Here is an 18625-nt window from a genome sequence, read left to right as displayed (position 1 = left end):
GACAATGAATATGCTATACTGATACCAAGTCTTAAAACCTAAGTACCCGGGGCTGAACAATTCACCCCCAAATAACACCATTCCATAAATAAAAAACAAGGAGTTAGGAATGCAAATTAACATCACTGGCCACCACATGGATTTAACAGATGCATTGCGGGATTATGTTAATGAAAAATTTTCTAAACTAGAGCGCCATTTTGATCACGTTACCAACGTTCATGTTATTTTAACCGTTGAAAAACAAGGCCAGAAAGCCGAAGCCACCGTTCATGTATCAGGTCAAGATCTATTCGCACAAAACGAAACTTCCGACATGTATGCCTCTATTGATGGATTAATTGACAAACTAGATCGCCAAATCATCAAGCACAAAGAAAAAATTAGTGACCATCACCAAAAGTCAGGTGGTGTGAAAAGCATGAATAGCGCAGCAGTAGAAGAATAAAAATCCCCCAAAATAGAGCAAGCCGTTCAAGCTTGCTCCACACAACTAAAAAACCAATACCTCTCAGTAAAAAATCACCCACCACAAAACAAGTATGCAATAAACCGAAAAATAACCACTAGGCTTGAAATAAAAAAGCAGGCTCTAAAAGAGCCTGAAAAAGACTCGACGGATGCCGAGCCCACGAGGATACTAACTAGGGAAGCTAACAAGAAGACAGATTATTCTTGCCAAAATGAATCGGTAAAACCGGATTCAAAAATCACTTACATAAAACTAAATGATTTATTGATACCAAGTAGAAGCGTTGTCTCAGCTTCTCCACTGCCCGTCACCTCTTTGCTAGAGCGTAAAATTGAGAAATCAATACTCGTATCGGTATAAATTTCAGTACTATAACCTAACTGAACCCAAGTATGATCCACATCCTTGCCTGCAAAATCCATACCCTTACCTACAACACCGTAAAAACCAGCATATTCCGCTTCAAGGCTTACAACGTTATAGCTAATGTCCTTATCGATCCCAAGCGAAGAATCTTTGCGATTAATACCGGTATCAACCATCAAGGTAAATGGACCATAACCTGCCCAAAAATTCAATTCGTCATAAGGCGAATCAAAATTTCCTTCCAAATAACGGTACAAGGTAAAGCCTGCACCAAGTACGAAGCCGTCCAAATCTACCTCATAACCGCCATAGATATCATATTCGATGTCCTGATCAGCTACCTTGGCCGACCACAAACCTAAAAACAAACCTGAATCATGCTCATAATCAACGCCAAACTCAGGAGAAACACCCTCAGATTGTTCAATACCGCGAAAGTAGTATTGAGACATCATACCAATATTGCCTGTTAACTCTGCCTGAACAGCAGTAGGTGCTAAAACCGCCATTGATGAACCAGCCATAGCCATAGAAAGAGCCAAAGTTTTTAGTTTAAATGCTTTTTTCATTTGCGTTTTCCTTTTATGGATTGAAAAGAATGTTAAATTCGCAAACAATAAAGCCCAGATAATGCCAAAAATTATTTATTACAACAATTTCAAGTAATTAACTAAAACAACAGATGGATAAAACAATATTAAAACCCATAACGCACCAAAATAGAACATCAATGAACCAATAAATCCTTCAATTTCACCGACTCTTCAACAAGAAATTTAGACAAGCGATCCTCTAGATCACGAAAATACCTAATATAGGCTTCACCCAACTCGGTAACTTGAGTTCCACCACCTTGGCGCCCACCTTTTTCACTCAACACTAAAGGCTGGCAAGCTAATTGATTCATGTCCTCGACCAGCTTCCAAGCTTTTTTATAAGACATATTCATCTCCTTAGCCGCTCGATTAATGGAGCCATAACGCTGTATATTCTCTAAAAGCTTGATTCTTCCAATACCAAGATAACCATCTCCCTCCCCTCCTACAATCCAAAACCTAGCCCTAATAAGTTTAGAATAAGGATCACCCGGTAATTTTTTTTCAACTCCAGCCATACCTCAACCTCCTTTAAGTTGTTTATGATCGTGACAAAATAGATATAAACTGCAATAATGTATAAGAATATGTTCATACTTTCGCAGCTATGCCCTAACCCATTATGTCCAAAGGTTTATGATGTCGAACTCTTCCTGTCGTTATAACGATTCCGTTCCGCAAGCAGCCATTATAGCTGAACAGGTTTTCAAGGAAATCCGCGAGCTCAAGGTAGCCGCTACCCCAGTTCATTTTACGTTACTTTATGAAAAGGCCAGCCAACTTGACCATGAATTGGCGGAAAACCTAAGCTTACTGATTGAATCCAAGCAATATAATGATCAGACTGTTCGCCCGGTTTACCGTGAACTGATTAAACGTATCCTCAACCAACACCTGCCTACCTCCGAAGTCGCATCGCTCCTATCCGATGCACTAACAAACATCAACGTTTGGGCACAAACCACCTCCAACCAACAAAAAAAACTTGAACACAATCTCACGGCACTTAAAAGCGCAAAAGACCAACAAGAAATAACGCAATGTGTAGAACAAGAAATCATACCCTGCATTCAATCGCTAAATGAATCAACAGCACAACTACAGAACAAATTAAATAACTCTGCAGCGGTCATCAGAAAACTAAAACAAGAACTTGATGATGCGACACAACTGGCCAAAACCGATTCACTGACCGGCATTGCCAACCGGCGTGGTTTTAATGAGCTCATGCAAAAACAAATTGCTTCCGCTAAAGACAAAGGGCAAACCTTTAGCATGCTATTAATTGACTTAGACCATTTCAAACAGGTAAATGATGATTATGGTCATCTTGTTGGCGACAGCGCGCTACGTTATATTGCCAAGCTTCTGCGCTCAGAAACCAAGGGGCACGATCAGATTTCGCGTTTTGGAGGCGAGGAGTTTGTGATTCTATTAACCGATATCAACTATGATAACGCAATGCGTTATGCTGAAAAACTTCGATCTACAATTGAAAAAAAATCTTTGAAAATCAGAGATCACGACAAACCTCTAAAAATGACCGTTTCCATGGGGATTGCCATGTACCAAATGGGAGAGTCTGCAGATGATTTATTCAAACGCGCTGACCAAGCTCTTTATCTAGCCAAAACTAAACGCAACTGTGTTCGTGGTGAACATCAACTTTAGTTAAAATAAATTTTGCGTTAAATCAGAACTTCCCACAAAGTTATCCACAACCAAACAAGCATAACACAAGGCCTTAGGTTATTTTTTGCTTCTGCAGAAGTTTTTATTTGTGCATAACCCATTAAAATTTGTTGTTGCACTTTCAGCTAAAATTTACTATATTTTGTTAACCAATTAAAACATAACCACTATATATTGTGTTTTTAAAATTACCCACAACGACAGAGTTAGGCATTAAATCTAAAGTCCGTATTACCTAACGCCACTAAACACATGAAAAACTGGTAAAAAATAGGTTTCGAGCTAATAGATATTTAGTTTTTATTCACAGCATCATCCACAACAAAATTGAACAGAGAGCGCATTGGCCATGAGTAACCAAAATTCAGCCCCCAAATCCAGCCTAAACGTCACCAAACGTGATGGTCGTCAAGAACCGATTGACCTCGAAAAAATCCATCGTGTTATTACTTGGGCTGCAGAAGGTCTTGAAAACGTATCTGTCTCTGAAGTTGAGTTACGCTCTCATATACAATTTTATGATGGTATGAAAACCTCTGATATCCATGAAACCATCATCAAATCCGCTGCTGATCTAATTTCAGAATACGCACCAGACTACCAACACCTTGCAGCAAGACTGGCCATTTTTCATTTACGCAAAAAAGCCTTTGGTCGATTTACTCCGCCTGCACTGTTTGAACACCTAAATAAAATGGTACGCTCAGGTCGTTACGATGCTCAATTGCTAGAGCAGTACACAAAAACAGAAATAGATGAACTAGATAGCTATATTTGCCATGAACGGGACATGGAATTTAGCTATGCAGCCGTTAAACAACTGGAAGGCAAATACCTGGTACAAAATCGTGTAACCCGCGAAATTTATGAGAGCCCGCAGTTTATCTATATGCTGATACCTATGTGCCTATTTGGTCACTATCCAGCCAAACAGCGTATGAGCGTGATCAAACGTTTTTATGATGCGGCATCATTGTTTAAACTTTCGCTGCCCACCCCCATTATGTCAGGAGTACGCACGCCGACACGCCAGTTCAGTTCATGCGTATTGATTGAATGCGGAGACTCATTAGACTCGATTAATGCCACATCCTCATCTATTGTTAAGTATGTGTCTCAGCGTGCAGGAATTGGGGTCAATATTGGGCGCATCCGAGCGATTGGCAGCACTATTCGTGGTGGTGAGGCCTACCACACAGGTATGATTCCTTTTATCAAACACTTTCAAACAGCGGTTAAATCCTGCTCGCAAGGCGGTGTACGTGGTGGAGCCGCCACCCTGTTTTACCCTATTTGGCACCTAGAAGTAGAGTCGCTACTGGTACTAAAAAACAATCGTGGTGTCGAAGAAAACCGTGCTCGCCACTTAGACTATGGCGTTCAAATTAATAAACTTATGTACCAACGTATGATTGAAGGCGGTGTCATTACCCTGTTTAGCCCGTCCGATGTACCTGGCCTGTATGACGCCTTTTTTGATGACCAAGCTGAGTTTGAACGCCTTTATAAAATTTATGAAGCCGATACCAATATTAGAAAAAAGCAAATCAAAGCTTTGGACTTATTTACTCAACTGGCTCAAGAGCGGGCTCAGACCGGTCGAATCTATGTTCAGAATGTCGATCATTGCAACACACATAGCCCATTTGACCCAAAAAAAGCACCCATTCATCAGTCAAACCTATGTTTAGAAATTGCACTTCCAACCAAACCCTTGAACTCGGTTGATGACCCTAATGGTGAAATTGCACTTTGTACCCTATCGGCGTTTAACTTGGGTGCAATTGAACAGCTTGATGAGCTGGAAGACTTATCAGATCTTATTGTTAGAGCGCTCGACAGCCTGCTTGACTACCAAGACTACCCCATCAAAGCGGCACAAATTTCCAGCCACGGACGACGTACTTTGGGTGTCGGTGTTACCAACCTTGCTTACTACCTAGCCAAACATCATGTCCGCTATTCAGATGGTTCAGCGAATGGTTTAGTGCATAAAACGTTTGAAGCGATTCAATACTATCTACTCAATGCATCAAACAAATTGGCCAAAGAATTGGGCGCATGTGAAATGTTTAACGACACCGTCTATGCTCAAGGTATCTTACCGATTGACACTTACAAAAAAGATCTGGACGAGGTCTGTAACGAACCGTTGCATTACGACTGGGAAGCACTGCGCACCCGCATCAAACAAGACGGCTTACGCAACTCAACCCTAACTGCATTAATGCCATGCGAAACCTCTTCGCAAATAACCAACTCAACCAATGGTATCGAACCACCACGGGGTTTTATCTCGGTAAAAGCTTCGAAGGACGGGATCTTAAAGCAGGTAGTTCCAGGCTTCAAAGACATTAAAGATCAATACGAATTGCTTTGGCGTATCCCCGACAACAAAGGTTATTTGCAACTAGTCGGTATTATGCAAAAGTTTGTTGACCAAGCCATTTCAGCCAACACCAACTATGACCCAGCGAAATTCGAAGCGGATCGCGTACCGATTAAACAGGTGCTACAAGACATCTTATATGCTTACAAATTAGGTGTGAAAACGCTGTATTATCACAATACGCGTGACGGTGCGGATGATGCCCATGACGATGATGGCTGTGCCGGCGGTGCCTGTAAGTTGTAAACCGATTTTATAACTGATTATTTATCCACAATTAAGGGCACCGAACAAGGTGCTCTTTTTGTCTAGACATCGTATAATCACAAGATAATTATTATCATTCATAACTAGGAAGTCCATTATGAGTTGCCAAGAAAAAATGACCTACTCTACCTTCTGTCGTAACCAAAACGATGCCATGAAAGAGCCTATGTTTTTCGGCCAAAATGTTAATGTCGCACGTTATGACCAACAAAAATATCCTATTTTTGAAAAACTCATTGAAAAACAATTGAGCTTCTTTTGGCGTCCGGAAGAAATTGACCTATCCAGTGACCGAGGCGAATACGCAGCACTACCTGAAAATGAAAAACATATTTTTATTAGCAATTTAAAATACCAAACACTATTGGACTCAGTTCAAGGTCGCTCGCCTAACGTGGCATTACTTCCACTGGTATCGATTCCGGAACTTGAAACTTGGATAGAAACCTGGTCGTTTTCTGAAACCATTCACAGTCGATCCTATACCCACATTATTCGTAATATCGTGACCGATCCCAGTATCGTCTTTAACGATATCGTAACGAATGAAGAAATCGTCAAACGTGCCATTTCCGTGACCGAACACTATGACAAACTCATCTTTTTAACCAATACCATGTATGCTCAATCGCTTGACCTAGAAAAAGACCCGGTATTCCGTAAAGAAATCAAAACGGCGCTCTATTTAACACTGGTATCGGTCAATGTGCTTGAAGCAATTCGCTTCTATGTGTCATTTGCCTGTAGCTTTTCGTTCGCTGAACGTTCTTTAATGGAAGGCAATGCAAAAATTATTAAACTGATTGCGCGCGATGAGGCTTTGCACTTGTCCGGTACTCAACATCTATTAAACTTGATGCGCTCAGGTGAGGACGACCCTGAACTCGCCGTGATTGCCAAAGAACAAGAACAAGAAATCATTAAAATATTCCGCGATGCAGCTGAGCAGGAAAAACAATGGGCGGCCTATTTATTCAAAGATGGCTCGATGATTGGCTTGAATACTAAAATCTTGCAAGATTATGTTGAATACATCACTAATGTTCGATTAAAGGCGCTGAACTATGAACCCATTTTTGCATCAAAAAGCAATCCCTTGCCTTGGATGAACAATTGGCTAGTCAGTGATAACGTGCAGGTCGCCCCACAAGAATCTGAAATCAGTTCTTATTTAGTTGGCCAAGTCGATACCAAAGTCAGCAAGGATGATTTTGGTGGCTTCTCGTTGTAACTCGATCCATGAAAACCTGGCGTGTGACTCTGCTCGCACTGATTAGTGGTCTATTTTTAAGCGCCTGCGCGCAGGAGAAAAGTATGACAAATTCAAACGCAACCGCTTCAATTGTTTTAGGTATGGGTTGTTTTTGGGGTGCCGAAAAGCGCATGAGTGAACTGCCGGGCGTGATTGAAGTTGAAAGTGGCTACGCCAACGGTGAAATCACTGCCAGCTACGAAGCTATTCTTGCCCATGAACGTTTATTGCGTGCAGGCAAAAGCAACCTGCGCAATCATGTCGAAGTGGTGAAGGTCAGCTTTGACCCGACACAAATTGAATTAGAAAAAATTCTAATTGCATTTTGGCAAAACCATAATCCTACACAAGGAGATCGCCAAGGTAATGACATTGGCAGCAACTACCGCAGTGCCATCTATTACACCGATCCGATTCAGGCTGAATTGGCATATGCAACCCGCAATGCTTACCAAACTGCTTTAAACCAAGCTGGATTGGGTCAAATTACCACTGAAATCGCCCCCTTGACGCATTATTCCGCAGCAGAAGACTATCATCAAGACTATCTTATCAAAAATCCTAATGGCTACTGCGGACTAGGCGGAACTGGTGTGAAATACCCGAGCCAACAAGCAGGCCTGCTAACTCAACCCAGTCTAAACCCAGAAGACTTAGATTTCTCACAACAACTGATTGTCTTCGAATCTGAACACTGTGGTTTTTGTCAGCAGTTTCAGCGTGAGATTCTTGATCACTGGCAGGCCGATATTCCTGTTGCGAAAAGTCGCTCAGCACAACCGCCAAAGGGCTGGGATTTAGCTAGAGCCTTGTTTGCAACCCCAACCACCGTGCTATTTAAAAAAGGCAAAGAAGTCGCTCGCTACACAGGTTACAATGGCGATAGCCAAGCCTTTTGGCAATGGCTTGGCTATCAACTGCTGACACCAGAGCAACAGCGTATTGCCTTCGAACATGGAACAGAACGTGCCTTTACAGGTTCACACCTAGACGAAAAGCGCCCAGGTGTTTTTGTTGACCCAATTACCGGAGCAGCCCTTTTTAGAACAGATACCAAGTATGACAGTGGTTCAGGTTGGCCTAGCTTTTTCAATCCATTGGAAGGAGCACTTACTTACCATGAAGACTACTCCCACGGTATGGTCAGAGTAGAAGTGCGTTCAGCCAGTTCCGGTATTCATCTAGGCCATGTGTTCGATGACGGCCCTGCGCCAACCTATAAACGTTATTGTATTAATGGCAATATTTTAAAATTTATTGCGGACTAGATAATACATGGTTTGGCGAGATAAAGTGCAACGCTACCAGGCCTGGTGCCTTGCATTCATGCTTAGTTTGGCGCTTAGCTCTGGTATTCAGGCTAAAACGCTGACATTATCAGAAACAACCCTATCGGTTCAAATCAGCAGCCCATCAATCGCTCCAGTGGCTCGCGTACTCTGGTTGGTCTCAGAATATGGCGTACTTTCCGCTGAGACCCAACTCGCTAATCAGTTAACCTCTGCAGGTTTAGAAAGTTGGCAAGTGGATCTATTTGAACCGCTTTTCTTATCACCGACTGCCCGTGCCCTTGATGAAATCCCTACCCAACTGGTTGCCGAACTGATCGAACAAGCACACCAAGATGACTTGCCCTTGTTTATTATCGCACCGAACAAAGCTGCTCAACTGGCAGTTCGCGGCCTGCAGAACTATCAAAAAACACCCAAAAGCCAGCTGGCGTTGATCCTGCTGAATCCTAACCTCTACCTTGCTACCCCCTCCCCAGGCGAACTGCCGGTTTACTGGCCTCATACAAAAACCTTAAACCTACCCACTTGGGTCATACAAGCTGAACTATCACCTTGGCGCTGGCAGCTAATCGAACTTCAGCAACAGCTTGCCCATTCAGGCAGTCCGGTATTTTTACAACTAATGCCCCAGGTTCGTGATCGCTTCTACTTTCGTCCTGATGCGCTAGACATTGAACTGGCTACTCAACAGCAACTCAGCCATCAACTTCTACAAGCCATGCAACAACTCACAAGCAAGATGCACCAAGCGCGTGCAAGCGGTGCATTAGCTCAAGAAACGCCAATCTCACTAATCGCTGACTCAATTAGCGATCAGCTACAAAAATACCAAGGCTCACAACAAGCCAACTTTGATTTGGTTGACCTGAACGGCGTTAACCATCGTCTAAACGATTATCAAGGTAAGGTGGTGCTGCTGAACTTCTGGGCAAGCTGGTGCCCGCCTTGTTTACACGAAATGCCCTCGATGACACGACTCAAATCGTTATTATCGGACCAACCTTTTGAAATTCTTGCGGTGAACCTGGCTGAGCACCCCGAGGACTTTGCTGAGTTTCTAACGCAAAACCCAGTCAATTTTCCAATCCTGCTCGACCCACAAGGTCTGGCTATTCAAAACTGGCGCATAATCGCTTATCCAACAACCTACTTAATCGATCAGCAAGGCAAAATACGCTATGCCCTATTCGGTGGAACCGAGTGGGATCAACCTCATCATATTCAAGTTATCCAACAACTTCTCAACAATCCATGAGCCTGAGTTTATCGACCCTGTTTGGCTTAAGCCTAGCACTCATTCTGGTTTCAGCTACACCGGGTCCAGGCGTGATTACCACCATCACACGGAGCTTACAAAGTGGGTTTCGTGCCGGATTTTGGATTACAGCCGGTATCGTTTTCATGGATTTAATTGTACTGATCGTTACCTTAAGCGGATTAAGTCTAATCGCACACGGCTCAGAAGCAGGCCTGGTCATCATTAAAATTCTTGGTGCTGCATTTCTAGCCTGGTTAGCTTGGAAAAACTGGCATCGCCCCCCACTTAAAGCCTGTGCTTCACCACGCGAAGATCGAAGAGATTTCTTTACCGGTATTGCTGTCAGCCTAACCAATCCAGTGTTATTTTATCTTGCGTTTCTGCCGGCTTTTATAGACTTAACCGAACTGACTCTGGTTGATGCTCTGCTCTTAATCAGTTTAATCAGCCTTATTCTAGGGGCTGTATTACTTGCTTATGCCTTTACAGCCGCCAAAATGCAATATTTATTGTTTAGCCAGCAAGGCAGAGGGCAAATTTGGCTCAACAGAATCAGCGCACTGGTAATGCTTTTGCTTGCGATGCTTCTATTTTCAACACTTCTGCTCTAACCCTTTGCAACCTGATCCAAAAACCGCTAAGCTATAACCCACTAAAACACTTGGTTATTATTTATGCCTTTAATTCAAAACTACCGCGAACTGCCCGAAGACTTTTACACCCAAGTTTGGCCTGAACCCTTGGCGAATGCGCGGCTTTACGCGTTAAATCAGGATTTAATGACGCAACATCATATCCACTTAGCTGAGACTGATATTTATCAGCTATGCCGGGGTGAGCTGCCCGCCACACTACAGCCACTGGCACAAAAATATACGGGTCATCAGTTTGGTTATTACAATCCAGACCTGGGCGATGGCCGTGGACTATTGCTTGGACAATGGCTTACGCCAAATGGTCAAGCCTTTGATTGGCATTTAAAAGGGGCAGGCCGCACCCCCTACTCTCGCCGTGGTGATGGTCGTGCGGTATTACGCTCTGTAATACGAGAATACCTAGCCTCTGAAGCTTTGCACGCGCTAGCTGTTCCCACCACCCGTGCGCTCGCCATCGTCAGCGGCCCTGAAACAGTATGGCGAGAAGGCCCGGAAATGCGAGCGATGCTATTGCGCGTCACTGGGAGCCATATTCGTTTTGGCCATTTTGAATGGGCGGCAGATCAAGGTGTTGACCAACTTAAAACACTAGCCGATTTTGTAATCACCCACCACTACCCTGAATTACTCAATCAAGCCGACCCCTACGCGGCGCTGCTCAAAGAAGTCATGCAACGCACCGCCAGACTGATCGCACACTGGCAAAGCCTTGGCTTTAACCACGGTGTGATGAATACCGACAACATGTCGATTCTTGGCGAGACTTTTGATTTTGGTCCCTATGCATTTATGGATGATTTCAAAATTGGTTATATCTGTAACTACAGTGATACTGGTGGGCGCTATGCTTATAACGAACAGCCGAATGTCGGGCTTTGGAATTGTCAAGTATTGGCGCAGGCATTCCAGTCTCTGATACCCAATGAAAACCAGCGTAACGCCCTGCTCGATGAGTATATTGAAAGCTTTAACAGCCACTATCTTTATCTGATGCGTTTAAAGTTAGGATTACAAAACCCACACCCCAAAGACAAACATCTGATCGCTGATCTACTGATTTGTTTAGACAAACACCGCGTCGATTTTCATGTCTTTATGCGTTCACTTGCACAACTGGACACCCCTCATGAATGTTGGCCGCAAAGCCAAGACTACCAGGCCTGGTTAAAAAACTACCAACAACGCCTTGAACTAGAAACCCTCAACACAAACGAACGAAGTCAACTGATACGAAATCACAATCCGGCAAGAGTATTACGCAACTACATTGCACAGCATATTATCGAGTTGGCGGAAAAAGGAGATGATCAAGTGATTGATCAGTGGAGAAAATGGCTTAGCACGCCTTTTGAAGATGACGATTCGGTTTGGACAAAGGTGCCCAAACCAACTGAAAAAGGACAGCGTTTAAGCTGCTCTTCGTAACCCGCTAGGACTAGCCTAATTGGTAATGTTTTTTCAAGGGTTGGGTAATTTCCCAGCGACAAGTTAAGCCTTCTTCAAAGGTCACAAAATCACCGGCTTTAATAGTAATGGGCTCCATGCCTCCGCCCATTACAATCGCTTCACCTTCAACAATATAGCAGTTTTCTTCAAACTCATAAAACCAAGGAAACACCGATACGCCTTTTTCCCAAACCGGCCAATGGGGCACACGCTTTTCAATACGCTCTTGTTCGGTCATATCTGAACGCACTTCAATTCTAGCCATCAAAATTACTCCTTATTTAAATAAACTTTGCGTTGGGATTATAACTAACTTTTATTCCGACATCCCAACTAACTCAAGATCTGACTGAATAAAGCTGGCACCAATCAATATTTCAACACGGCGATTCAAAGCCTTGTTAAGCTCTGAATCATTCGGCGCAATGGCACGATGCTCGCCATAACCCGCTACCGAAAACAGTTCATTCGGCAAACCTGAAACCTCATGCATAAGTTGCATCACGTTTTGAGCGCGCATCGTACTTAAAAACCAGTTATTACGCAAAAATGAACTCGGATCAATCGGATCATTATCGGTATGACCTTCAATCGTCACATCAATACGCCATTCAAAGCCTGTGTCACGCGCATAGTCAAATACCCTAGCCGAATCTGCATGGTTAATCACTTGAAACAAGGTCAATTGAGGCAATTTCTCTGCCATAAGACTCAGTTCTTCGGCCAACCCCTCACTCACCTGAAAGCCTCCTCGCTCAAAAGCACCAGGATGGTTAATAATCAGGTGAATACCCCGTTCATCATGACGTAATGAAACGTAACGGTAATCCCGAACCAACATAAGATCGAGCATTTCGTTATAGGACTGTTCCATTTGTTGCTGAGTCCATTTCTGCAACTGAGACACTTCCGCCTTGTAAAGTGCCAACATCATAATAAAAAACGTAATCAGCAAGGTCACCACATCGGCAAACGACATTAGCCAAGAAGAACGCGCACGAGACTCGGAAACGGTCATCGCGCCTGCTCCGGTAGCAAGACCAAGCGAGGCACCAAATAAATCTCTATTCGTCGATTCTCCGGGTCATTCGGATTGGCGCTCACCGGATGAAAACTGCCATAACCAGCAATCGAAAACATCGATTCAGGCCAATCAAGCGCTTGTTGTAAATACTGCATCACCTCATAAGCGCGAAAACTACTGAGCTGAACATTATCTCGAAATCTTGCGGTAGGAGCCAAGGGGCGCGCATCGGTATGGCCTTCAATCCGAATGGTTAACTCAATATCATATCCGGCCGCACGTAAACCGGTTAACCAACGTTGATAACGTTGGTCAAAATTCAACAAATCCACTTCCTCAAAAGTTTCAATGATTTCGTTTAAATAAGGATAATAACGCGGGTTAATGTCAACTCGAGCTGAGGCAAACAAAGGGGCTTGGGCAAAAAGCTCGGGATCAAACGAAATTCGAACCCCCTTAGCAAAGGTATTCTCAATTCTTAGCCAATCCATGCCTTTTTGTTGATGAATCACTGCTAACTGAGTATATAAACCACTCACTACCTTCTGAAAACTTCGCTTGGGCGCGACCCCCTCGACTTCTGTAAGCGTGATAATCAGAACAAAAAACGCCAATAACGAGGTAAACAAGGATACAAAGGTTAACAACCAAACACGATAACGCTGCAAAGCCGTTTGACGAAACTGATCTAGATTGGAGTTAGCTGTTTCCTGAAGACTCATGCTGGTCAATACCCGTGCGCCAACTTTTCCTTTGTTCGTTCGTTCACAAAGGTCAACAGGCTTTCGCGCACTAAAATCGGTGAATGAGTATGTTTGAGATTCTGAACCCCTTTAATAATGACTTCATTCTTCAGCAACTCGGCTTCAGACAAGACCTTAAGTTTGCCCGCAATCGGCACAAACAACAAGTTAGCAAACAATACCCCATAGAAGGTTGTGACCAAAGCCAGCCCCATCCCGCTCATTAAGCCCGCTAACATATCCTCAGAATCGACCAGCGCACTGCTGCCACTCGCATGGGCAGTCATCATAATAATCAAGCCCATTACCGTTCCCATCATACCGAAGGCCGGTGCATAGGATGCCATATTATGAAACAACTCTTGACACTGCTGGTGACGCAAATTAATTTGGTTTTGACTATTTCTTAAACTAGCCATTAACAAACCATCATCGCTGTAAATCAACATTTGAGAGATCGAAAATCTTAGAAAGGGGTCATCAATCTGATCTATTTGTTTTTCTAAAACTAAAATACCACTTTTAAGTTTTTGATGGCTTAGGTCTTCAATTCGCTCTATCGTCTGAGACACGTCACTCGGCTCAGACCACAAAACCTTACTAAAGCCATGCCAAACACAACTCAATTGCGACAGCGGATAATTAATTAATACGGCGGCAAAGGTACCACCTAGAACAACCAGTAAACCTTGCCAATTAAGAAATGCGTCAATAAACTTGCCGGTTTGAGGGTCAACCGTACTGAGCAACAGGATAATAAGACCAAACAATAGGCCTAAAATAGTGGCGGATTTACTCATAAGATCACTCGTTGCCCCCCAATTTATTGTTTAAAACCTATTTTTGTAAAAGCTAAGGCTTAGTTTGATACCAATCCAATACGGCCTGATTAATCTGCTCGACATCCATCTGCTCAGGACTTAACGCAGGGCTAACTTTCACCTTAATCACTCCGGGTTTTCTTAACAAGCTATTTTTAGGCCAAAATGCACCCGCATTGTGTGTCACCAAATAAATAGGCGCTTGCAACTTAAGTGCCAAACTTGCTGCCCCTTTATTGATTTTACCTACCGTTCCGGTCGGTACACGGGTGCCTTCTGGATAAATGACAATCCAATCACCTCGCTCAATCATTCGCTGGCTGCCCTGTTCTAGTAACTGACGCATCGCTTGCCTGCCTGCAGCTCGATCAATCGCAATAGGGCCTAACATCGCCAGAGTCCAACCAAAAAAAGGAATCCGCATCAATTCTTTTTTTAACACATAGGTTTGACGTGGAAAAATCAACTGCATCGCCATGGTTTCCCAAGCAGATTCATGATGCGCCATCACCACGCTTGGCTTCGATCGATCAATATGCTCGGCACCCTCTACCTCATAACGCAGCCCACAGGTAATTCTCAACCAAGCCAGGGTTAAGCGCGTCCATTGAGATAAAAAAGCATAACGGACTTTGTAAGGTGCTAGCCAAAAAACTTGACCCAGTATCGAAAAAACCAAGGTTAATACGACACGGCCTAATTCAAAACTAATCGAACGAAAATAAAGCAGACCCCTATTCAAGCCAACCACTCCTCAACCCAAGCCGCTAGGTTTTCATACACCGGCACCCCCGATAAGCAAGTTGCCTGACTGGCGAGGGTTCGCTCTCCCTTACCGGTTTTAACCAAATAAGGAACCAGGCCTGCTTGTTGCGCAGCTTGAATATCCGTTAAGCTATCACCTACCATCGGCATGCCTTTTAAACCTTGACCATAACGCAGCTCAATCGCTCGCAACATACCATCTAAGGGTTTACGGCATACCGATCCACAATCCGCCAGATAAGGCGAATAATTTAACCAATCAACACGCCCGCCAACACTTGCCAATAAAGATTGCATTTTTTGATGCATCTGACTCAGGTTTGCACGGTCATAGTATCCGCGTTTGATGCCTGACTGATTTGTCGCGACGGCCACCAACCAACCGGCTTCATTTAAACGTGCAATCGCTTCTAAACTCCCCGCTATCGGCTGCCATTCATCCGCTGATTTAATAAATGCATCAGAATCCTGGTTAATAACCCCGTCTCGATCAAGCACAACAATTTTATGTGTCATCAGAAACTAAGCCGATAAGCGTGAAATATCAGCAACCGCCATAAATAATTGACGAATTTGATTCAACAAAGCCAAACGGTTTTGCCTGACTTCAGGCACCTCCGCCATCACCATCACCTGGTCAAAAAACGCATCGACCGGTTCACGAATCTGCGCCAAACTCGTCAAGGCTGATGTATAGTCACGTGCGGCAATCTGACTGCTCACCTGTTCACGTAAATCATCAAGTGCCTGCCAAAGATCCGCTTCAGCCGCCCCCTCAAACAATGCAGGGTTGACTTCTTCACCAACCTCGCCCTCAACTTTACGTAAGATATTATGAATTCGCTTATTTGCCGCACTTAAACTGTCTGCGGCAGGCAAACTGGCAAAGACCTTTACCGCCTCAATCCGCTTAGAGAAATCGATTGGATGCGCCGGGCGACAAACTCTTACCGCTTCAAATGCTTCAGCGCTGACACCTTGATCTGCGTAATAAGCCTTTAAGCGTCCAATGATAAAATCATAAATCGAGGCAACCAACTCATCGGAAAACAGCACCTGAGAATGGAGTTTTAAACTGGCTTCGATCAACAACTGTAGATCAAGATCCAGCTCTCTTTCGATCATAATACGAATTAAACCTAACGCCGCCCGACGCAGGGCAAAGGGATCTTTATCACCGGTTGGCACTTCACCTATACCATAAATGCCGGTAATGGTATCCAACTTATCTGCGATCGCAAGCGACTGAGCTAACTCATTGCTAGGCAAGCTATCCCTAGCAAAACGGGGTTTGTACTGCTCATCTAACGCATCTGCGACCAAAAGGTGTTCATTTTGTGCCAGGGCGTAATAGCGTCCCATGACCCCTTGAAGCTCCGGAAACTCACCGACCATCAAGGTCATTAAGTCACATTTAGACAAACGCGCGGCGCGTTCCGCCAACTCAGCCCTAACGCCTAAGGGTTTAGCAATCTTTACCGCAAGGGTTTCTAATCGCTCGGTTTTATCTAATAGAGTGCCGAGTTTTTGCTGGAAAACCACCGTTTTAAGCTGAGGCAAGAAATCATCTAAACTGCCCTTACGGTCTTGGTTCCAGAAAAATTTCGCATCCGATAAACGAGGACGAATTACCCGCTCGTTACCTGAAACCACTGATGCCGGATGACTACTGGCAATATTGCTGACCGTAATAAACTTCGCTAACAGTTTTTCATCCTGATCAACCAAATGGAAAAACTTTTGGTGTCCCTTCATCGCGGAAATCAAACACTCTGGCGGCACTGTCAAAAAGTCCTGATCAAACGATCCGATAACGGCTTGTGGCCACTCGTTTAAAGCCGTAACCTCATCGAGTAGATCTTCGTCAAGCACCGCAGTCGCATTTTCTTTCGCGGCTAAAGCCAACACCTGTTGACGAATCACCTCTCGACGTTCGACGAAATCTGCAATCACAAATCCTTGAGTCTTTAGAACCTCTGCATATTCAGACGGCTGACTAATCGACAGCTCCTGCGGCGCATGAAAACGATGTCCGCGCGTGAGATTAGAAGCGGGTTTGCCTAAGATGTTAGCAGGAATCACCATTTCACCCAACAACATTAAAACCCAATGAACCGGACGCACAAACGCCACATCTGACGCGCCCCAGCGCATTGGCTTAGGAATCGGCAATTTAGCCAAAGCCGCCTCAACTAAACTCGGCAAAAGTGCCTCTGCAGCTTGACCTGATACAGCCTGTTCATAGGCCATCCAAGTGCCCTTATCAGTTTCGACTTCAATCAAATCAGCGACGTTGACACCACATGATCGCGCAAAGCCTTGCAAAGCCTTGCTTGGCTTATCTTCAGCATCAAAAGCTGCCTTTTTAGCCGGTCCCCTGCGCTCAACCACCTTATCCGCTTGGAGTGTTTGAACCTGTTTCACCCAAACCGCTAAACGACGCGGTGCGGCATAGGTTTTTATTTCACCAAACCCAAGTTCGGCTTGAAGCAGGCCTGCTTCTATACCGTCAGCTAAGGCTTGAACTAATTGCTTTAAGGCTTTTGGAGGTAATTCTTCTGTACCAATTTCAACAAGAAAATCTGCTGCGTTTAAACTCATGCCTGTGTCTCCTGATCTACTTTAACCAAAGGGAAGCCAAGCGCTTCTCGACCTGCGTAATAGGCTTCAGCTACGGCACGCGCCATAGTACGAACACGGCCTATAAATCTGGCGCGCTCGGTCACACTAATCGCATGGCGCGCATCTAAAAGGTTAAAGCTATGCGAAGCACGTAAAACCTGTTCGTAAGCAGGCAATGGAAGTTTTGCATCGATTAAGGTGGCAAACATCCGTTCACACTCATCAAACTGTTGAAACAAAAACTCGGTATTAGCATATTCGAAGTTATAGGTGGACATTTCCACTTCGTTCTGATGGAACACATCACCATAGGTCACCACACCACCGGGTCCATCCACCCAAACCAAGTCATACACGCTGTTTACACCTTGCAAATACATCGCAATTCGCTCTAAGCCATAGGTGATTTCACCGGTTACTGGACGACATTCTAAGCCCCCTACCTGCTGAAAATAGGTAAACTGTGTCACTTCCATGCCATTGAGCCAGACCTCCCAACCTAAACCCCATGCACCGAGTGTTGGTGATTCCCAGTTATCCTCAACAAAACGAATGTCATGCTCAAGCGGGTCAATGCCCAACATTTTTAACGAATCTAGATAAAGCTCTTGAATATTTTCTGGCGAAGGTTTTAACATCACTTGGAATTGATAATAGTGCTGCAATCGATTAGGGTTTTCACCATAGCGACCATCAGTAGGACGACGACTTGGCTGCACATAAGCAGCTCGCCAAGGCTCTGGGCCTATTGAACGTAAAAAGGTAGCAGGATGGAAGGTTCCGGCTCCCATTTCATTGTCGTAAGGCTGCATAACCACGCAGCCCTGCTCTGCCCAATAGCTTTGTAGTAATTGAATTAAGCCTTGAAAGCTATGCACCTTGGCATGTTTTTGATCAGACATGGACACAAAAAACCCCTAAAATGTTCAGTAATTTATTAAAATTAGATTGTGTCGGATTATAC

General features: G+C 44.1%; 18 protein-coding genes. 8 read left to right on the top strand and 10 right to left on the bottom strand.

Annotation, left to right across the window (positions count from 1 at the left end):
• The first annotated feature begins 109 nt into the window (after positions 1-109).
• On the top strand, positions 110-448 hold the full coding sequence (hpf, locus tag JX580_RS03215; RefSeq protein WP_248851358.1) for a ribosome hibernation-promoting factor, HPF/YfiA family: 339 nt from the start codon (positions 110-112) through the stop codon (positions 446-448).
• A gap of 266 nt (positions 449-714) precedes the next feature.
• Here hpf and JX580_RS03210 read toward each other — a convergent pair whose 3' ends face one another.
• The gene (locus tag JX580_RS03210; protein WP_248851357.1) at positions 715-1407 is read right to left on the bottom strand and encodes a TorF family putative porin; all 693 of its coding nucleotides are present in this window, start codon (positions 1405-1407) and stop codon (positions 715-717) included.
• Between the two features lie 158 nt (positions 1408-1565).
• Complete coding sequence (locus JX580_RS03205) at positions 1566-1952, bottom strand: winged helix-turn-helix domain-containing protein (RefSeq protein WP_248851356.1); 387 nt, start codon at positions 1950-1952, stop codon at positions 1566-1568.
• Between the two features lie 118 nt (positions 1953-2070).
• On the opposite strand from JX580_RS03205, the gene JX580_RS03200 reads away from it, so the two are divergent.
• The 7 genes from JX580_RS03200 (at position 2071) to JX580_RS03170 (ending at position 11665) form a co-directional block, all read left to right on the top strand.
• Positions 2071-3105 carry a GGDEF domain-containing protein gene (locus tag JX580_RS03200; protein ID WP_248851355.1) on the top strand — a complete coding sequence of 345 codons (1035 nt, stop codon included), beginning with the start codon at positions 2071-2073 and terminating at the stop codon, positions 3103-3105.
• Between the two features lie 370 nt (positions 3106-3475).
• Complete coding sequence (nrdA, locus tag JX580_RS03195) at positions 3476-5761, top strand: class 1a ribonucleoside-diphosphate reductase subunit alpha (RefSeq protein ID WP_248851354.1); 2286 nt, start codon at positions 3476-3478, stop codon at positions 5759-5761.
• A 118-nt stretch (positions 5762-5879) separates the two neighbouring features.
• Positions 5880-7013, top strand: coding sequence for a class Ia ribonucleoside-diphosphate reductase subunit beta (gene nrdB, locus JX580_RS03190; RefSeq protein WP_248851353.1), 1134 nt, complete (start codon positions 5880-5882; stop codon positions 7011-7013).
• A gap of 83 nt (positions 7014-7096) precedes the next feature.
• Positions 7097-8302 carry a peptide-methionine (S)-S-oxide reductase MsrA gene (msrA, locus tag JX580_RS03185; RefSeq protein ID WP_248851352.1) on the top strand — a complete coding sequence of 402 codons (1206 nt, stop codon included), beginning with the start codon at positions 7097-7099 and terminating at the stop codon, positions 8300-8302.
• Between the two features lie 7 nt (positions 8303-8309).
• Positions 8310-9581, top strand: coding sequence for a TlpA disulfide reductase family protein (locus JX580_RS03180; protein WP_248851351.1), 1272 nt, complete (start codon positions 8310-8312; stop codon positions 9579-9581).
• Positions 9578-10195, top strand: a complete 618-nt coding sequence (locus JX580_RS03175; protein ID WP_248851350.1) for a LysE family translocator — start codon at positions 9578-9580, stop codon at positions 10193-10195. Before JX580_RS03180 ends, JX580_RS03175 begins: the two co-directional genes overlap by 4 nt.
• Positions 10196-10258: 63 nt before the next feature.
• Positions 10259-11665 carry a protein adenylyltransferase SelO gene (locus JX580_RS03170; RefSeq protein WP_248851349.1) on the top strand — a complete coding sequence of 469 codons (1407 nt, stop codon included), beginning with the start codon at positions 10259-10261 and terminating at the stop codon, positions 11663-11665.
• Between the two features lie 10 nt (positions 11666-11675).
• Here JX580_RS03170 and JX580_RS03165 read toward each other — a convergent pair whose 3' ends face one another.
• From JX580_RS03165 to glyQ, 8 genes are read right to left on the bottom strand one after another with little or no spacing between them, the layout of a single operon-like run.
• Positions 11676-11951: a cupin domain-containing protein gene (locus JX580_RS03165; protein WP_248851348.1), complete on the bottom strand. Its 276-nt coding sequence runs from the start codon at positions 11949-11951 to the stop codon at positions 11676-11678.
• Between the two features lie 51 nt (positions 11952-12002).
• On the bottom strand, positions 12003-12704 hold the full coding sequence (locus tag JX580_RS03160; protein ID WP_248851347.1) for an OmpA/MotB family protein: 702 nt from the start codon (positions 12702-12704) through the stop codon (positions 12003-12005).
• On the bottom strand, positions 12701-13432 hold the full coding sequence (locus tag JX580_RS03155; protein ID WP_248851346.1) for an OmpA/MotB family protein: 732 nt from the start codon (positions 13430-13432) through the stop codon (positions 12701-12703). Before JX580_RS03155 ends, JX580_RS03160 begins: the two co-directional genes overlap by 4 nt.
• A 5-nt stretch (positions 13433-13437) precedes the next feature.
• Positions 13438-14253, bottom strand: a complete 816-nt coding sequence (locus JX580_RS03150) for a motility protein A (RefSeq protein ID WP_248851345.1) — start codon at positions 14251-14253, stop codon at positions 13438-13440.
• Positions 14254-14305: 52 nt separating this feature from the next.
• Positions 14306-15016, bottom strand: a complete 711-nt coding sequence (locus JX580_RS03145; protein WP_248851344.1) for a lysophospholipid acyltransferase family protein — start codon at positions 15014-15016, stop codon at positions 14306-14308.
• A complete protein-coding gene (gmhB, locus tag JX580_RS03140; protein WP_248851343.1) occupies positions 15013-15555 on the bottom strand; it encodes a D-glycero-beta-D-manno-heptose 1,7-bisphosphate 7-phosphatase in 543 nt (180 codons plus the stop codon). The genes JX580_RS03145 and gmhB overlap by 4 nt, the downstream gene beginning before the upstream one ends.
• Before the next feature lie 6 nt (positions 15556-15561).
• Complete coding sequence (gene glyS, locus JX580_RS03135) at positions 15562-17640, bottom strand: glycine--tRNA ligase subunit beta (RefSeq protein ID WP_248851342.1); 2079 nt, start codon at positions 17638-17640, stop codon at positions 15562-15564.
• Entirely contained in the window at positions 17637-18563 is a 927-nt protein-coding gene (glyQ, locus tag JX580_RS03130; protein WP_248851341.1) for a glycine--tRNA ligase subunit alpha, read from the bottom strand. Before glyQ ends, glyS begins: the two co-directional genes overlap by 4 nt.
• Positions 18564-18625: the final 62 nt, after the last annotated feature.

Source organism: Thiomicrospira microaerophila (genome assembly GCF_023278225.1).
Taxonomy (GTDB): domain Bacteria; phylum Pseudomonadota; class Gammaproteobacteria; order Thiomicrospirales; family Thiomicrospiraceae; genus Thiomicrospira; species Thiomicrospira microaerophila_A.
The sequence above is the reverse complement of the archived record's forward strand: the minus strand, read 5'-3'. Positions and strand labels throughout refer to the sequence as shown.

What these genes read in the sequence shown, in the direction of transcription:
- hpf (WP_248851358.1), top strand. Translation starts at nt 110, where the DNA reads ATGCAAATTAACATCACTGGCCACCACATGGATTTAACAGATGCATTG.
- JX580_RS03210 (WP_248851357.1), bottom strand. Translation starts at nt 1,407, where the DNA reads ATGAAAAAAGCATTTAAACTAAAAACTTTGGCTCTTTCTATGGCTATG.
- JX580_RS03205 (WP_248851356.1), bottom strand. Translation starts at nt 1,952, where the DNA reads ATGGCTGGAGTTGAAAAAAAATTACCGGGTGATCCTTATTCTAAACTT.
- JX580_RS03200 (WP_248851355.1), top strand. Translation starts at nt 2,071, where the DNA reads ATGATGTCGAACTCTTCCTGTCGTTATAACGATTCCGTTCCGCAAGCA.
- nrdA (WP_248851354.1), top strand. Translation starts at nt 3,476, where the DNA reads ATGAGTAACCAAAATTCAGCCCCCAAATCCAGCCTAAACGTCACCAAA.
- nrdB (WP_248851353.1), top strand. Translation starts at nt 5,880, where the DNA reads ATGAGTTGCCAAGAAAAAATGACCTACTCTACCTTCTGTCGTAACCAA.
- msrA (WP_248851352.1), top strand. Translation starts at nt 7,097, where the DNA reads ATGACAAATTCAAACGCAACCGCTTCAATTGTTTTAGGTATGGGTTGT.
- JX580_RS03180 (WP_248851351.1), top strand. Translation starts at nt 8,310, where the DNA reads ATGGTTTGGCGAGATAAAGTGCAACGCTACCAGGCCTGGTGCCTTGCA.
- JX580_RS03175 (WP_248851350.1), top strand. Translation starts at nt 9,578, where the DNA reads ATGAGCCTGAGTTTATCGACCCTGTTTGGCTTAAGCCTAGCACTCATT.
- JX580_RS03170 (WP_248851349.1), top strand. Translation starts at nt 10,259, where the DNA reads ATGCCTTTAATTCAAAACTACCGCGAACTGCCCGAAGACTTTTACACC.
- JX580_RS03165 (WP_248851348.1), bottom strand. Translation starts at nt 11,951, where the DNA reads ATGGCTAGAATTGAAGTGCGTTCAGATATGACCGAACAAGAGCGTATT.
- JX580_RS03160 (WP_248851347.1), bottom strand. Translation starts at nt 12,704, where the DNA reads ATGACCGTTTCCGAGTCTCGTGCGCGTTCTTCTTGGCTAATGTCGTTT.
- JX580_RS03155 (WP_248851346.1), bottom strand. Translation starts at nt 13,432, where the DNA reads ATGAGTCTTCAGGAAACAGCTAACTCCAATCTAGATCAGTTTCGTCAA.
- JX580_RS03150 (WP_248851345.1), bottom strand. Translation starts at nt 14,253, where the DNA reads ATGAGTAAATCCGCCACTATTTTAGGCCTATTGTTTGGTCTTATTATC.
- gmhB (WP_248851343.1), bottom strand. Translation starts at nt 15,555, where the DNA reads ATGACACATAAAATTGTTGTGCTTGATCGAGACGGGGTTATTAACCAG.
- glyS (WP_248851342.1), bottom strand. Translation starts at nt 17,640, where the DNA reads ATGAGTTTAAACGCAGCAGATTTTCTTGTTGAAATTGGTACAGAAGAA.
- glyQ (WP_248851341.1), bottom strand. Translation starts at nt 18,563, where the DNA reads ATGTCTGATCAAAAACATGCCAAGGTGCATAGCTTTCAAGGCTTAATT.